Source organism: Streptomyces sp. NPDC059957 (assembly GCF_042730015.1).
In the GTDB taxonomy this organism is placed as follows: Bacteria; Actinomycetota; Actinomycetes; order Streptomycetales; family Streptomycetaceae; genus Streptomyces.
On sequence record NZ_JBHWMB010000001.1, the window covers coordinates 160790 to 175662 of the forward strand.

A 14873-nucleotide genomic window follows, 5' to 3' on the forward strand; every position below is an offset into this window, starting at 1 on the left:
GCTACGGCCCCGCCCGCGCCGGTATCCGCTCGGCCCGCCACGGAGGGGGCCGTTCAGGCCTGATACGGTCCCGCTCTGCCGGATCACCGGAACATCAGTCCCCCTTGTCCCATGCGTTACCGGAGGTTGAGCCGATGACGGACCCCGCAGTCGAACGGGACGCCGCCGAGGCCGCCTCGGCCTTCTCCCATCCGCCCGTAGCCCCCGACGCGACGGCCGCCTACGGTGAACACCCCGACCAGATCATCGACTTCTACGCCCCGCGCGGGGAGTCGGCGCAGCCCGGCATCGCGCGTTCCGCGCCGCTGGTCGTCGTCCTGCACGGCGGGGCCTGGCGCGGCCCGTACGACCGGCAGCACATCACCCCCTTCGCGGACTTCCTGGCCCGCCGGGGTTTCGCCGTCGCCAATGTCGAGTACCGGCGCGGCCGGTCCCGGGCATCGCAGACCCTGCCGCACCAGGACGCCGAGGGCCCCGTGGCGGGCCGCTGGCCCGAGACCTTCGACGACGTGGCCGCCGCCCTCGACGCCCTGCCCGGGCTGGCCGCCGGCAGCCTGCCGGAGGCGGACCCGCGCCGCACGGTGCTGACCGGCCACTCGGCCGGAGGCCACCTCGCGCTGTGGGCCGCCGCCCGTCACGTGCTCGCGTACGACGCCCCGGCCGGCTGGAGGCTGCCTTCGCCGCCGCTGCTGCGCGGTGTGGTGGCGCTGGCCCCGATCGCGGACTTCACGGTGGCGGAGGAGCTCGGGGTGTGCGGCGGAGCGTCGGCGCAGCTCCTGGGCGGGGCGTCCGCCTTCGCGGCACGGCGCCCGTACGCCGACCCGGCGGCGCTGCTCCCGACGGGCATCGCCACGGCGGTGGTCCAGGGGCGGAGCGACATCGTGGTCCCGGAGGCGGTGGCGGAGGCCTACGTGGCGGCGGCCGCGCTGGCCGGGGAGATGGTGGGGCTGACCCTGCTGGACGCGGTCGGCCACTTCCCGCTCATCGACCCGGCGGCGGACGCGTGCGCGGTGGTGGCGGAGGAGATCTCGCAGCTGGCCTGGTAGGGCCGGGCGTCCGGCTGTCGGGCCGTCCGGCGGCCCGTCGCGGGTGCCCCGGGTACGCCGAAGGGGCGGCCGCACCGGGCCGCCCCTTCGGGTTGGTGCACGTACTGCCGTACCGCCTACAGGAACGAGTTGATCTCGATCGTCTCGGTGCGGCCGGGGCCGACGCCGATCGCGGAGATCGGAGCGCCCGACATCTCCTCGAGGGCCTTGACGTACGCCTGGGCGTTCTTCGGGAGGTCCGCGAAGGTCTTGGCCTTGGTGATGTCCTCGGACCAGCCGGGGAAGTTCTCGTAGATCGGCTTCGCGTGGTGGAAGTCCGTCTGCGAGTACGGGAGCTCCTCGACGCGCTTGCCGTCGATCTCGTACGCGACGCAGACCGGGATCTCTTCCCAGCCGGTCAGCACGTCCAGCTTGGTGAGGAAGAAGTCCGTCAGGCCGTTGACGCGGGTCGCGTAGCGCGCGATCGGGGCGTCGAACCAGCCGCAGCGGCGGTCACGGCCGGTGGTCACACCGCGCTCGCCACCGATGCGGCGCAGGGCCTCGCCGTCCGCGTCGAACAGCTCGGTCGGGAACGGGCCGGCGCCGACGCGGGTCGTGTACGCCTTCAGGATGCCGATGACGCGGCTGATCTTCGTCGGGCCGACGCCCGCACCGGTGCAGGCGCCACCGGCGGTCGGGTTCGAGGAGGTGACGAAGGGGTACGTGCCGTGGTCGACGTCGAGCAGGGTGCCCTGGCCGCCCTCGAAGAGCACGACCTTGTCCTGGTCGAGCGCCTTGTTGATGATCAGGGTGGTGTCGGCGACGTACTGCTTGATCTGCTCCGCGTAGCCGAGCAGCTCTTCGACGATCTGCGCCGACTCGATCGCACGGCGGTTGTACAGCTTCGTGAGGAGCTGGTTCTTGCCCTCGAGCGCCGCTTCGACCTTCTGTGTGAGGATCGACTCGTCGTAGAGGTCCTGGATCCGGATGCCGACGCGGTTGATCTTGTCCGCGTAGGTCGGTCCGATGCCGCGGCCGGTCGTACCGATCTTGCGCTTGCCGAGGAAGCGCTCGCCGACCTTGTCGAGGGTGACGTTGTACGGCGTGATCACGTGCGCGTTGCCGCTGACCAGCAGCTTCGAGGTGTCGATGCCGCGCTCGTTCAGGCCGCGCAGCTCGGAGAGCAGGACGGCCGGGTCGATGACGACACCGTTGCCGATGACCGGGGTGCATCCGGGGGAGAGGATGCCGGAAGGGAGAAGGTGCAGTGCGTACTTCTGGTCGCCCACGACGACCGTGTGGCCGGCGTTGTTGCCGCCCTGGTAACGCACTACATAGTCAACGGATCCACCGAGCAGGTCGGTGGCCTTTCCCTTGCCCTCGTCACCCCACTGAGCTCCGAGCAGCACAAGAGCGGGCACAGGCGTACACCTCTTCCGGATGGGGCATGTCCAAGGTCAGGGGGCGTACGACGATGTACACCGCAGGCTGAGCCGTCGGACCGGTACCCCGGAATAGACGAAGGCCCTGGCGCAATAGCGCAAGGGCCTCTTGCACAAAGATGCTACCCGAGGAAGGACCGAGGTGTCGGCTCCAGAGCCCACCATGAGCCATGCGGGCGCGCCGGTAGGCGGCCTGCTCGTGCTCGTCGACCCGGTCGCCCGCCGTCTTGACGGCGAGTCCGTGCGAATCGCGAAAGATGTGTTGTCAGCGGGCGCGGCGGCAAAAATTTGTCTCCCGGACTCACAGGAGGAGTTTGCGCGGGCCCTCGCCCGCCGGGGTCATCGGCAGCCGGTGATCGTGGGCGACGACCGCGCGCTCGTACGGGCCGTCGGACTGCTGCACCGTGAGCGGGCGCTGTCCGAGGGGGCCGTTTCACTGATTCCGGTGGGGCCGGCGGGGTCGCTGGTACTGGCGCTGCAGCTCGGCGTGCCGCTGTCGGCCGTGTCGGCCGCGCGGGCGGTCCTGGACGGGGCCGTCGGCATGCGGGACCTGCTGGTCGACGACAGCGACGGGGTCGTGCTGGGCGGGATCGGCATCCCGCCGCCGCCCGTGGGGGCCGCGGCCGGGTCCCGGTCGGGGGCCGGGGGCGTCCCGCGGCCGGCCGGGCCGTCGGTGTGGAACGCGTACCGCTCGCTGGTCCGTACGTTCGTCCGCCCGTCGGCCGGGGTTTCCTCCGCCACCGGATCCGGCGGGGGCCACCGCCTGCGGGTGGAGGCCGACGGGGTGGTCCTGGCGGACGTGGACCGGCTTGTGGAGGACGTCACCGTGTCGGCCCGGGAGGGCGACGGGCTGGCGGACGTGCTGGTCCGGATGGGGGCGGTCACGGCATCTGGCCATGGTTTCGGTTCAGGTTCCGGCTCTGGCCTCGGCTCCGGTCTCGGCTCCGGTCTCGGTACTGGTCGTGGGCCCGGATCGGGCTCCGGCTCCGGCTCTGCTCCCGGTTCCGGTTCCGGTTCCGGATCCGGTTCCGGATCCGGCCGGGTGGTGCGGGCGCGGGCGTCGGCCGTGACGGTGTCCGGGGAGGATTTCCGCTACCGGTCGGACGTCGGAATCACCGGTCCGGTCCGCCGCCGTACGTGGACCTTGCACCCGGGCGCGTGGGGGCTGACACTGCCGCTGCAGCGCTGATGCCGACCCGGGGGAGGACCGGTGGCGGGGATCGCGGACGTTCCGTGGTGGATCGGGGTGTTCCGGTGGGTCGCGCTCGCCGGGGCCGTCCCGTTCCTGCTCTTCATGCAGGCGGGGATCGGCGCGTCCGACGACGAGTCCGTGGCCTTGCGGGTGGTCGGCCGGAGCGCGGACGAGCGGACCTGCGTCGTGGCCTGGCGCGACCCGCACTTCGGGAAGGGCGAGCACACGACTGAATTCCGCTGCTCGGCGGAGCGGGCGAGGGTGGCGACGTACTGGCCCTGGCGGGGCCGGCTCTACGAGATCGGCGGAGACGGCCCGGCGCCGGGATGGATCGCGCCGGTCGGCATCCTCGGCTTCATGGTCTCGGTCTGTGTTGCCCCTGTCCTCGGCATCTACCGGAACTTCGTCTGGTGACCGGGGGAGGCGGGGCCGGCGTGGGCGGAGCGGATCCGGACGCCTTGCGAGAGGAGCCGGTGCCCGGGCCGCCCGGGGAGGCGGCCGTCCGGGACGCGCTCGGCGACTGGCGGCGGGATGCCGTGCTGCTCTGCCTGCTGCCCGCGCTCTGCTGGCCCGCGGTGATCGGGGCACTCGTCACCCGCCCCGTGCCGTTGCGTGTGGTCTTGCTGGGGCTGCTGTGCCTGCCGGTGCTCGTCGGGCTCCGGGAGCTGTACGTGGTCCGGCGCGTGCGGGGCCTCCTGCGCGCCCCGGGGCTGCTCTGGACCCCGTACGACGTCGAGGTGGTGCGCGGGCGAGGCCTGCCACTGCTGCTCGCCCTGGGCGGTGACGGAGCAGGCTGTGTGCTGGCCCTGGGGCCCCTGGGGCGGCGGGTGACGGCGCCGGAGGCGGACGCCTGCGGCCCGCCGCCGGAGCGGTTCGTGTGGCTGGCCGGCGACCCGGGGCCCGGGGCGGTGGTGTGGGCGCCGGGTACCCGGCAGCTGGGCCGGGCACGCAGGCCGTGGCGGCGGGGCGTGCTCAGGCGCAGGCAGCCGCCTCGATGAGTGCGGTCGGCCGTGGACACGTCACTGCGGTCCGCGGCGCGGGCGCTCGGGCCGGCCTCACCGACGCCTTCCCGGCGACGATGGCCGGAGTGCTCGGGCCGGTGGCCGCCCTCCTCGCCGTGTCGCCCGTACTGCGCCTGGGCGCCGAGGAGTTGGGGCAGCGCGCGGGACCCGTGCCGGCGAACGCCGTCGGCCGGCTGGGCAGTGGCCCGGATCCCCGGCTCCGGGGCCCTGACCTGGGCTCCTCTTCCGATCCTGACCCTCGGTACCCCTTGATCCGCTCTTGTCTGAAAGTTGTCCACAGCTGTGGACAACTTTTCGGAGCGGCCTAAGCGGGGGTCACCAGCCGAGTCTCGTACGCGAACACCGCCGCCTGTGTGCGGTCCCGCAGTCCCAGCTTCACCAGGATCCGGCTCACATGCGTCTTGATGGTGGACTCGGCGATGATCAGGCGATCCGCTATCTCCGCGTTGGACAGTCCCTGGGCGATCAGCACCAGCACCTCGGTCTCCCGCTCCGTCAGCTCCGCGACCCCCGCGGAACCCACCTGCGGCCGGGTCTCCGACAACTTCGAGAACTCCGTGATCAGCCGCTTGGTCACGGACGGGGCCAGGAGGGCCTCCCCGGCAGCCACCACCCGCACCCCATCGGCCAGTTGACGGGCAGAGGCGTCCTTGAGGAGGAACCCGGAGGCTCCGGCCCGCAGCGCCTGGTACACGTACTCGTCGAGGTCGAAGGTCGTCAGGACCAGCACCTTCGCGTCCGTGTCGGCGGCCACGATCTCCCGTGTCGCCTCCAGGCCGTTCATCTCCGGCATCCGGATGTCCATCAGCACCACATCCGGCTTCAGCGCCGCCACCTGGGCGATGGCCTCCCGCCCGTTCACCGCTTCCCCGGCCACTTCGATGCCGTCCATCGCGTTCAGCAGGACGGAGAAGCCCTCACGGACCATCATCTGGTCGTCGACGATGAGCACTCTGATCGTCATGCCGGATCCTTCGCCGGCTCCGGGCGGCTGGTGGCCACGGGTATGAACACCGCCACCTCGAACCCTCCGGACGCCCGCTCCCCGGCGGTCATCTCCCCTTCCAGCATGGCCACGCGCTCGCGCATGCCGGTGACCCCCTGCCCGGCCCCCGGCGAGGGCCTCACGTCTCCGGTGCCGGCCTCGTTGACGATGCGCAGGCCCAGCCCGCCCAGCACGTACGAGATCTCGACCCCGGCGGTGGCGCCCGGCGCGTGCCGCAGGGTGTTGCTCAGGGCCTCCTGGATGATCCGGTAGGCCGAAAGCTCCACGCCCGGCGGCAGTTCGCGCACGGCGCCCGTCACGGTCTTGTCCACGCTCAGCCCGGCCTCCCGCACATTGGCCAGCAGCCCGTCCAGCGAGGCCAGCGTCGGCTGCGGGGCGTCCGGCGCCTCGTAGTCCGCGGAGCGGACGACACCCAGCACCCGGCGCAGCTCGGTCAGGGCCGCCACCGCGTTCTCCCGGATGGTCACGAACGCGGCCTCCAGCTCCGGCGGCGGATTCTTCACCCGGTAGGGAGCGGCCTCCGCCTGGATGGCCACCACCGACATGTGGTGGGCGACCACGTCGTGGAGCTCCCGCGCGATCGTGGTCCGCTCCTCCAGCAGGGTCCGCCGGTCCCGCTCGACGGCCGTGACCTCCTGCTGCGCGGTGATCTCCTGCTCCGCCTGCTGGCGGATGTTGCGGATGCTCACCGCCAGCAGGGCGATCGCCGAGGCGAAGGCCATCGGGCCGACGTTGATGGTCTGGCCGTGACCGAGCACGATGGACGTCCCGATGCCGATGGCCAGCGTGACCACCCACATCCAGCCGGCCGTCCGCGGAGTGGTCCGCATCGCCACCAGCGTCACCGTCGCGAGGTACGAGAAGAAGGTGGCAGGGATCCAGGGCCAGTTGGGATCGGAGCCGCTGACGACCGAGAAGACCATGGTGACCGCCACGGCGACCCAGAACGCCCCCAGCGGCCGCACCAGGGTCATCGCGATCGGGGTGGCCGCGAGCAGCCCCATCACCAGGGAGGCGGCCTGGGGCAGGCCGGTGGTGATCGAGGCGAAGACCACCACGAAGAACGCGATCAGGCAGACGGCCGCGTGCGGCAGGTGTGCGGCCTCCACCCGTATCCGCTTCGGGAGCCGCCGGGTGAGCGGCCCGTCCGTGCGCATCGGTGGCAGGGGGCGGTAGGCGAAGGCGTCGGTGATCAGAGCCTGGCGCAGGCTCTGGATGAAGCCCGAAGCCAGCCGGATCTCTGGTGCCCGGGGGGTCGCCCCGTGGGTCGTCTCGGTCATGCTCCCCACGGTAGGTGGGCCCTGGCCTGGTCCGCGTCGCCGCTGAAGGGGATTTCCCGGGGTCCCCCTCAAGTACTACCGGGGGCCGTTTCAGTAGCCCGTCGGACGGATCAGACCCGTCTCGTACGCGAACACCGCCGCCTGCGTGCGGTCCCGCAGGCCCAGCTTCACCAGGATCCGGCCCACGTGCGTCTTGACCGTCTGCTCGGCCAGGACCAGGTGTTCGGCGATCTCCGCGTTCGACATGCCCTGGGCGACCAGCGACAGGACCTCCGTCTCCCGCTCCGTCAGCTCGTCGATCCGCGCCTTCGAAGGTGCCCTGGGAGCCCCCAGCCGGGAGAACTCGGTGATCAGCCGCTTGGTGATGTTCGGTGCGAGCAGCGCCTCCCCGGCCGCGATCACGCGAACCGCCTCCGCCAGCTGATCCGCGGAGGCGTCCTTGAGGAGGAACCCCGAGGCGCCGGCGCGCAGCGCCTCGTACACGTACTCGTCGAGGTCGAAGGTGGTCAGCACCAGCACCTTCACCCCGGAGCCCGGGGCGGCCGTGATGAGGGAGGTGGCTTCGATGCCGCCCATCCCGGGCATCCGGATGTCCATCAGGACCACGTCCGGGGACAGTTCGGAGACCTTGGCCACGGCCTCGGCGCCGTCGACGGCCTGGCCGACGACCTCGATGTCGGGCTGGGCGTCGAGGAGCACGGTGAAGCCCTGGCGGACCATCATCTGGTCGTCGGCGATCATCACCCTGATCGGGGCAGCAGTCATGAGTCCTCAGTCCTTCTTCGTCGTCTCCGGGGCGGGGAAGGGCCCGCCGCCCGGGGACACGGGATCCATCGGCAGCACGGCGCTCACCTCGTACCCTCCGTCGGGGCGGGGGCCGGCGGCCAGCTCGCCCCCCAGCATGCCCGCTCGCTCACGCATCCCCAGCAGCCCGTGCCCCCCTCCCGTGGTCGGCGGGGCCGGCCGGGTGGGAGCGGAGTTCGCGACGCACAGGTGCACATCGCGGGGCCCGTAGGCGATGCCGACCTCCACGCGGGAGCCGGGGGCGTGGCGCAGGCAGTTGCTCAGCGCCTCCTGCACGATCCGGTACGCGGTGAGCTCCACCCCCGGCGACAACGGGCGGCGGATGCCCGCGATCTCGGTGGTGACATCGAGCCCGGCGGCCCGCACGTTGTCCACGAGGCCCTCCAACTCGGCCAGCGTGGGCTGCGGGTGGTGCGGACCGGCGGCCTCGTCGGGATGCTCGGAACGCAGCACCCCCAGGACGCGGCGCAGTTCCGTCAGGGCCTCCACGGCATTCGCCCGGATCCCGGCCAGGTTCTCCTTGAGTTCCTCCGACGGGTTCTCCACGAGATAGGGGGCCACCTGCGCCTGGATGGAGATCACCGACATGTGGTGCGCGACGACGTCGTGCAGCTCGCGGGCGATCCGGCTGCGCTCCTCCAGCAGGGTGCGCCGGGCGCGCTCCTCCTCGGTGAGGGTCTCCTGCCGGACGAGCTGCGTGCGGGCCAGCCGGGTCGCGCGCAAGGCGTAGCCGAGGAGGCCGGTGAAGGCGAACAGGAGGATCGCCCCGGGGGTGCCGGTGCCGCTGTGCTCGGGCCTGAAGAGGCCCTCGGCGATCCCGGTGCAGGCGATGACGACGGTGACCGCGCCGGCGGTCACCCGGGGCGGCACCCGCAGGGACACCAGCAGCAGCACCGGGGCGAAGGCGAACAGCCCGGCGGGCATCCACGGCCAGCTCTGGCCCTGCCCGACATGGCCGTGGATCTGCCCGGCGATCAGTCCCGCCGCGGTCAGGCCGATCCAGTACCCGGCCATGGGCCAGCGCATCGCGATCACGATGGACCCGCCGACCATGGTCGCCAGCAGCGGCCTGATCGAGCCGTGGACCCCGTAGTGGTTGCTGAGTTGCTCCGTGGTGACGGCGAAGAAGGCCACCGCCAAATAGAGGAGCACCACGTGCGGGAGCCAGGCCAGCCAGCGCGGTTTCGACATCTTCGGGAGGGGATCGGCCTTCAGGTCCAGGAGCCCCCGGGCCACGCTCCCCAACACGGCCGAGGCCCTGGCGGGGGAGGCTCCCGGCGCCCCGTCCCCCGCGGTGGCGGCCACGACCGCGTTCTGGGCCGGACCCGTGCCCGGGGCCGGGGCAGGGGGCTCGCTCTGCTCGTTCACACGGTCCAGCCTAGGCATGGAGGGTCTCCTTGGCGGGAGCCACCGGGCCGGTGACTGTGCTTTCACCGGCCGGAGTTGAGTCGGTGCGGGCGTCGGAGGAGGCCGTCCCCAGGGGCAGGGGGGCGGACGAGGCGACGATCCGGGAGGGGACGGCCGGCGTCCCGGAGGAGCCGCGCCGGGTCCGGCCACGGGGGCGGTCGCCGACCTTCTCGTAGGTGTGGAAGGCGGCCCAGCAGACCGCCAGCGAGGCCGCGAACACGGGCAGCCAGAGCAGCCTGACGGCTATCCACTCCGCGGAAGCGGGCACGGTGTGCAGGCCGGGCAGATCGGTGGAGACCAGCAGTCCCAGGGCGGTGACGGCCATCATCGCGGTCTGGTGCCACAGGAAGATCGTCATGGCGGACAGGTTCACCAGCGCCACCTTCGCCCAGGCCCGGGGCCGGCTCATCGCCCGGGCCAGCGGCTCCCGCAGCAGCAGTGCCAGCCCGCACTGGGCCAGGCCGAACGCCACGGCGGCCAGGGTCGGCGGGTTCAGATTCGAGATCGCGGCTCCGGGGACACCGACCATCGAAGCGGGGTACCCGCCCCAGAGGATCAGTGCGGCCGTGGCTGCGATCCCGCCGCCCAGCAGGAGTGCGGCCGGGGTGCGCCGGGCGAAGGCGCCCCGGGACCAGGCGGCGCCCAGGGTGTAGGGCACGAGCCAGCCGGCGGCCACATTGACCCAGCCGATCCATTCGGGCCCGCCGAATCCGAAGCGCCAGACATCGACGGAGGCCACCACGGCCAGCGGCCACAGCGGCCACAGCGGCCACAGCGGGCTCAGCCGGGCGACGAGCGGGGTCGCGGCGGTGAGCGCGGCGAAGACGAGGAGGAACCACAGGGGGGACAGGACGAGTTTGAGCATCGTCCGGACGGTGTCCGTCCCCACGCCGCCGAGCAGCATGCCGCCGGCGGCGATGCTCCAGAGGACCAGGACGGCGGCGACCGGCCGGAACAGCCTGCCGAGCCGCTGGCGGACCCACTGCCCGTACGGGATTCCGCGGCCGCGCGCCGACTCGTACCCCTGGGCCGCGACGTGGCCGCCGACCAGGAAGAAGACGGCCAGGGTCTGGAACACCCAGGAGACCGGGGCCAGTCCGCTCATGTGGGCCAGCGGGCTGGTGGTGCTGAGGCCGCCGTCGGCACTGGTCAGTGCGGTGACCAGCCAGTGGCCCAGCACCACGCCGAGGATGGCGAAGGCCCGGAGCGCGTCCACGGCCCGGTCCCGGTGGGCGGGGGTTCCTGCGTCGATGCGGTCCGCGAGAACGGACCAGCGGGTCTGCGGTTCACGCACGCGCACGGGAGACCTCCGGAGCTGTGGGGGCGGACGGGGCGAGGGGGGCGGTGAGGGTGGTGAGGGACGAGGTGGAGGCGGCGGTCGCGGGGCCCGGGACGGGCCGGGCCGCCGGGGAGGAGCCGAGCACGATTCCGGCCAGTCCGTTCAGGGAATCGGTGCCCGGCTTGAGGTAGTCGCTGTGGCCGCCGGAGCCGGCCGCGAAGGGCAGGGCTCCGAAGGCAGGGTCCACGGGATCGGCGGCGAAGCCGATCCCGCCGACGCGCACGTGCGGGACACCGGAGATCCAGTCGTCGCCGCCCCGGCCGGCCCAGACCCGCGCCCGGGTCGGCAGGTCCGCGGCGGAACCGGCCCCCGTGCCCGGACTGCCGAACAGCGCGATGTCGGTGACCTCGGGACCCGTCACCGTACGGGCGCAGACGACGGATCCGTAGGAGTGGCACAGGAGCGAAAGGCGGGCCTCCGGGGCGGCCATCCGGGCCAACCGGGGCAGGAAGGAGCCGAGTTCGGCGGCGGCCTCGTCGGCGCGGCCGGTGGTCAGGACGGCCGGGCTGACCGTGCCGGGGGTGTCGTACCCGAGCCAGGCGACCACGGCGGAGCGGGGGTGCTCGGCGCGCAGGCGCTGCTGAAGGGCGACGGCCCCGGCACGGAACCTCTGGTAGGTGTCCAGCGTCGTGTCCGACCCGGGGACCAGGACCGCGACCCGGTCGGCGGTCTCCAGATCGCCGAACACCTCTATCGCCCGGCCCTTGCCGCGCCCGTCGAAGACGAGGAACCGGGCTTCGCCGCCCGCCTCCATGGCCCGGAGCTTCGCCGCGCGGCCGTGGCGGCCGGCGCTCTCGGCCGTACGGGCCGCCTCGGAGAGGTTGGCGAGGTGGGCGGCGTACCGGCCGGGGAGGGCGGTGCTTTCGCCGAGCACGGCCGGGTCCGGCGCGGGGACGTCAGGGGAAGCGGCGGCGGACACGGGGAACACCACGGCCGCGGCCACGAGCCCGGCCAGCAGCGTGCGGCGCAGACGGCCGCTGCTGCGGCCGTCGGGACGTGCGGTGGGTCGCGGTCGGCGGCTCATGAGTCCGTTCCTTCGCTCGTGCCAGAGGGGCGTTGGTGCGTTGTGCGTTGTTCTCTGGTCACGAAGTTAGGAATCGGGAGCCCTGGTCGGCGTCCCACCGCAGAGCCCACTTCCCAAGTAGCTCTCAGGTATGACAGGGGCTACGGGCTGCTCAGAGGGCGGTTCGCGGCTGAGTCGGTGCTCGGGTGGGTTGAGTACGGGTACTCATGTGGGGGGTGGTCAGTCGGCCGCATCGTACGGACATGAGATCAACTCTTCTCCCGAAGTCCCTGCTGGTGGCCGCACTCAGCGGCGTCGTCGTCCTGGCCGGCCTCGGCGCGCAGAACGCCACCGCCGCCCAGACCTCCGCGGTCGATGCCGCCGCTCAGACCTCCACGGTCGACGCCGCCGCGGTGAGCGACGCGGACACGGAGACCGAGGTCCGGTTCCTCGAAATGGCGGACCTCATCTGGCAGAGCTGCGCCCCGGACCTCTCCGAAACCCCCGACGGAGTGGCCGCCCCCGCCACGGTGGAGCCGGCGCCCGACTCCGTCCAGCCGGTCCTGGTCGACCCGGTGCCTCTGGATGCGACGGAGGAGTGCGTGGCCCAGCGGCACCAGCCGAGCATCAGCCGGGCGTTCTCGGGGACGAACACGGGCACGGGCAGCTACGAGGAGCTGCGGACCAAACTGATCGGCCTGAAGTACCCGGCGGCGTGGATCCACCGCATGCCGGACTTCAACGGCAGGCCCGTGGTACGGCTCGACCTGCGCGTGGGAGCGGATCACCAGGCCCTGGAGGTGACCGACATCGGCAACAGCGTGATGATCGAGGCGTTCGGCGCTCCGGAGGGCGTGAGCGTGACCGAGGTGAGGTTGCCGCGGCTGCTGGACATGCCCTTCTGAGACGGCCTAGTTGTATTGCCCTGTGAGGTTGGGGACGCGGCTGGCTCGTTTGTGGGTGATCCCGGCCGCTGTCAGCAGGTCGCGCCAGGCGTGGGACTTGTAGCAGGAGCCGTTGTCGGTCAGGACTCGTTCGACGGTGATCCCGGCGCTGGTGAAGTAGGCCTGGGCCCGGGTCCAGAAGGCGGTGGCGGTCTCTTTCTTCTCGTCGGTGTGGATCTCGCTGTAGGCGAGGCGGGAGTGGTCGTCGACGGCGGTGTGGATGTAGCTGTAGCCCAGGCGGGGTCGTTTCTTGCGGCCGGCTTGGCGGCCGAGGGCCTTGTGTCCGCCGCCGTCGGGGATGTTGCCGAGCTTCTTGATGTCCACGTGGACGAGTTCGCCGGGCTTGTCGCGTTCGTAGCGGCGTATGACACGGCCGGTGGCCCGGTCCAGATGGCTCAGGCGGGCCAGTCCGAAGCGGGTCAGGACGCGGTGCACGGTCGAGGGCACCAGCCCCAGCAGGTGGGCGATGCGGGCCGGCCCCCAGCGGCGGGCGAGGCGGACCTTGATGATCCGGCGTTCGGTGCGGGTCGGGGTCCGGCGCGGGCTGTGGTGCGGGCGGGACGAGTGGTCGCTCATGCCCGCTTCGCCGTGAGCCCGGTAGCGGTCGGACCAGCGTTGGGCGGTGGTGGGTGAGACACAAAAGCGTTCGGCGGCCCGGCGTAGGGGCCAGCCGTCCTCGACCACGCAGCGGGCCAGGCGCAGCCGTCCGGTCTCGGTCAGGGGTGCATTACGGTGGGGCATGAGGGCCTTCTGTCGTTCGGTGGAGATGTCGCAATCCACACCGAACCCGGAAGGCCCTCACCCGTTCAAGACGCCTCGGTCGAGACCTGCATCACGCGTCCACAACCTACCGGGGCAATACACCTAGTCCGCCGTCAGGGAGTCGGCGAGCGGCTCCACGAGCGGTTCGACGAAACCGGCGCGCCAGCGCGGGGCCGGGTCCTGCCCGGGACTGGTCCAGTACTCCCGGGCGCCGGCGACCCGCCCGTCCCGTACGGTCCACAGGGAGACGGCGCGGTAGACGACGTGGTCCTGGGGTATCTCCACCTCGGTCACGACGAGATCGCCGTCCGCGAGGATCCGGAGCACGTCGACGGATCTCTCGTCCGCGTAGTCGTCATCGCTGATGACGGCGATGAAGTTGTCGCGACCGACGATGCGTTCGCTGCTCACGGGCCACTCGATCACCGCGTCCTCGGTGATCAGCAGGGCCGCTCCGTCCCAGTCGCGTGCCTCGATCCGCTCCCACAGTTGTGCCACTACCTTCAACGGCTCCATGTGCCGCAGTGTGCGGGGGGACCGTGGAAGGCAACAAGCTTTGCCTACAGGCTTATTGACATCGCCATAATCAATGCCGCCGGTACGTGAGCGGGAGCGCGGTGCTGCCGTCGAGCTCCCGCACCAGGTTCCCGTCGGGGAGCAGCCGCAGGGTGCTCCGGCCGCCCGGCGAACACGACGGCGGCGCACCGGAGATCACCGTGGACGGGTCGAGCCCGACGGTGTCGGTGGTGGCGGAGCGCAGCGGCGCGGTCCAGGCGCAGCTGAATCCGGGGGCCTGGAGGGTCAGGGACATGATGATGGAGCCGGTGGTTCCGGGGGTGAGGGTGAGCTGCCAGCTCTGGTCGCCGTAGGTGCTCCGCCAGCTGCCGGCGTACGCCTCGGGGAGTGTGGCCGGAGTGACGGAAGGGGCAGGATCGGGGCCGGTTCCCGTTCCGGTTCCGGTGCTGGTCCCGGTCGCGTCCGTGGTGCCCCGCGGGCCGGAGGAGCCGGCCGGGGCGGATCCGGCCGGCGCAGATCCGGCCGGGGCGGAACCGGCCGGCGCAGGACCGGCCGGGGCGGAACCGGCCGGCGAGGTAGGGCGATCCAGGGAGCAGCCGGTGCAGTTGCGCAACGTCGAACTCGTCGATGTCGATGCCTACGTCAGGATGCGGTGCGATCCCGTCATGATGGCCGACCTCGGCGGACCGCTTCCACGCGAAGGCATGGAGGACAAGGTCCGGCGAGACGTCCACAAGGCGGCCGCGGATCTCGACTGGATCAAGATGATCATCCCCGACCCGGCCAGGCCCGACGTCGTGGCGGGCACGGTGACCCTGTGGTCCCACGACACCGAGGACGGGCCCGTGTCCGAGATCGGATGGATGGTCCTGCCGGAACACCAGGGACGCGGACTGGGAAAACGAGCCGTCCGCGCCCTGCTCGAACAGGCACGGGACGAGGACCGCTGGGGGCGCGTACACGCGTTCCCCGCACGGAGCAACGGCCCGTCGAACGGCATCTGCCGCTCCCTCGGCTTCCGGTTCCTCGCCGAACGCGACGTGACGTTCGCGGACCGCGTCCTGCCGACCAACCACTGGGCCGTCGATCCCCGCGCCATGCACGCCTCGACGACCTAGGCGACCTAGGTGG

The 14873-nt window shown here is 72.1% G+C and carries 15 protein-coding genes and 1 pseudogene; 6 read left to right on the forward strand and 10 right to left on the reverse strand.

All coding sequences use genetic code 11. From position 1 onward, the window contains the following. Positions 1-134 precede the first annotated feature (134 nt). Positions 135-1046 carry an alpha/beta hydrolase family protein gene (locus tag ACFWBW_RS00815; protein ID WP_385367290.1) on the forward strand — a complete coding sequence of 304 codons (912 nt, stop codon included), beginning with the start codon at positions 135-137 and terminating at the stop codon, positions 1044-1046. A gap of 116 nt (positions 1047-1162) precedes the next feature. Here ACFWBW_RS00815 and ACFWBW_RS00820 read toward each other — a convergent pair whose 3' ends face one another. Further along, on the reverse strand, positions 1163-2446 hold the full coding sequence (locus ACFWBW_RS00820) for an adenylosuccinate synthase (RefSeq protein ID WP_327305424.1): 1284 nt from the start codon (positions 2444-2446) through the stop codon (positions 1163-1165). 184 nt (positions 2447-2630) lie between these two features. Here ACFWBW_RS00820 and ACFWBW_RS00825 point away from each other — a divergent pair, with 184 nt between their 5' ends. The 3 genes from ACFWBW_RS00825 to ACFWBW_RS00835 are packed head-to-tail and all read left to right on the forward strand — an operon-like array spanning position 2631 to position 4657. Next, complete coding sequence (locus tag ACFWBW_RS00825; protein WP_385367292.1) at positions 2631-3656, forward strand: diacylglycerol kinase; 1026 nt, start codon at positions 2631-2633, stop codon at positions 3654-3656. Between the two features lie 21 nt (positions 3657-3677). Continuing rightward, complete coding sequence (locus tag ACFWBW_RS00830) at positions 3678-4073, forward strand: hypothetical protein (RefSeq protein WP_385367293.1); 396 nt, start codon at positions 3678-3680, stop codon at positions 4071-4073. Continuing rightward, positions 4070-4657: a hypothetical protein gene (locus tag ACFWBW_RS00835; RefSeq protein WP_385367295.1), complete on the forward strand. Its 588-nt coding sequence runs from the start codon at positions 4070-4072 to the stop codon at positions 4655-4657. The genes ACFWBW_RS00830 and ACFWBW_RS00835 overlap by 4 nt, the downstream gene beginning before the upstream one ends. A 328-nt stretch (positions 4658-4985) precedes the next feature. Here ACFWBW_RS00835 and ACFWBW_RS00840 read toward each other — a convergent pair whose 3' ends face one another. From ACFWBW_RS00840 to ACFWBW_RS00865, 6 genes are all read right to left on the reverse strand, one after another. Further along, positions 4986-5645, reverse strand: coding sequence for a response regulator (locus ACFWBW_RS00840; protein ID WP_385367297.1), 660 nt, complete (start codon positions 5643-5645; stop codon positions 4986-4988). After that, the gene (locus tag ACFWBW_RS00845) at positions 5642-6967 is read right to left on the reverse strand and encodes a sensor histidine kinase (protein ID WP_385367299.1); all 1326 of its coding nucleotides are present in this window, start codon (positions 6965-6967) and stop codon (positions 5642-5644) included. The genes ACFWBW_RS00840 and ACFWBW_RS00845 overlap by 4 nt, the downstream gene beginning before the upstream one ends. 90 nt (positions 6968-7057) lie before the next feature. Next, the gene (locus ACFWBW_RS00850) at positions 7058-7732 is read right to left on the reverse strand and encodes a response regulator (protein ID WP_385367301.1); all 675 of its coding nucleotides are present in this window, start codon (positions 7730-7732) and stop codon (positions 7058-7060) included. Positions 7733-7738: 6 nt separating this feature from the next. Further along, positions 7739-9139: a sensor histidine kinase gene (locus ACFWBW_RS00855; protein WP_385367303.1), complete on the reverse strand. Its 1401-nt coding sequence runs from the start codon at positions 9137-9139 to the stop codon at positions 7739-7741. A gap of 10 nt (positions 9140-9149) precedes the next feature. Beyond that, entirely contained in the window at positions 9150-10472 is a 1323-nt protein-coding gene (locus tag ACFWBW_RS00860; protein WP_385367458.1) for an acyltransferase, read from the reverse strand. After that, positions 10465-11541, reverse strand: a complete 1077-nt coding sequence (locus tag ACFWBW_RS00865) for an alpha/beta hydrolase (RefSeq protein WP_385367305.1) — start codon at positions 11539-11541, stop codon at positions 10465-10467. Before ACFWBW_RS00865 ends, ACFWBW_RS00860 begins: the two co-directional genes overlap by 8 nt. A 242-nt stretch (positions 11542-11783) precedes the next feature. Between ACFWBW_RS00865 and ACFWBW_RS00870 the strand changes: the two genes are divergently transcribed. Further along, positions 11784-12425 (forward strand): hypothetical protein, encoded by a 642-nt coding sequence (locus tag ACFWBW_RS00870; protein WP_385367307.1) that lies wholly within the window; start codon positions 11784-11786, stop codon positions 12423-12425. A 45-nt stretch (positions 12426-12470) separates the two neighbouring features. On the opposite strand, the pseudogene ACFWBW_RS00875 reads toward ACFWBW_RS00870, so the two are convergent. The 3 genes and pseudogenes from ACFWBW_RS00875 to ACFWBW_RS00885 all read right to left on the reverse strand — a co-directional run. Beyond that, positions 12471-13205 (reverse strand): annotated as a pseudogene (locus ACFWBW_RS00875) (IS481 family transposase); the annotation flags it as partial. A gap of 123 nt (positions 13206-13328) precedes the next feature. Beyond that, positions 13329-13742, reverse strand: coding sequence for a nuclear transport factor 2 family protein (locus ACFWBW_RS00880; RefSeq protein WP_385367309.1), 414 nt, complete (start codon positions 13740-13742; stop codon positions 13329-13331). A gap of 70 nt (positions 13743-13812) precedes the next feature. Beyond that, positions 13813-14355: a hypothetical protein gene (locus tag ACFWBW_RS00885; RefSeq protein WP_385367311.1), complete on the reverse strand. Its 543-nt coding sequence runs from the start codon at positions 14353-14355 to the stop codon at positions 13813-13815. On the opposite strand from ACFWBW_RS00885, the gene ACFWBW_RS00890 reads away from it, so the two are divergent. After that, positions 14342-14860: a GNAT family N-acetyltransferase gene (locus tag ACFWBW_RS00890; RefSeq protein ID WP_385367313.1), complete on the forward strand. Its 519-nt coding sequence runs from the start codon at positions 14342-14344 to the stop codon at positions 14858-14860. The genes ACFWBW_RS00885 and ACFWBW_RS00890 overlap by 14 nt on opposite strands. The last annotated feature ends 13 nt before the right edge of the window (positions 14861-14873 follow it).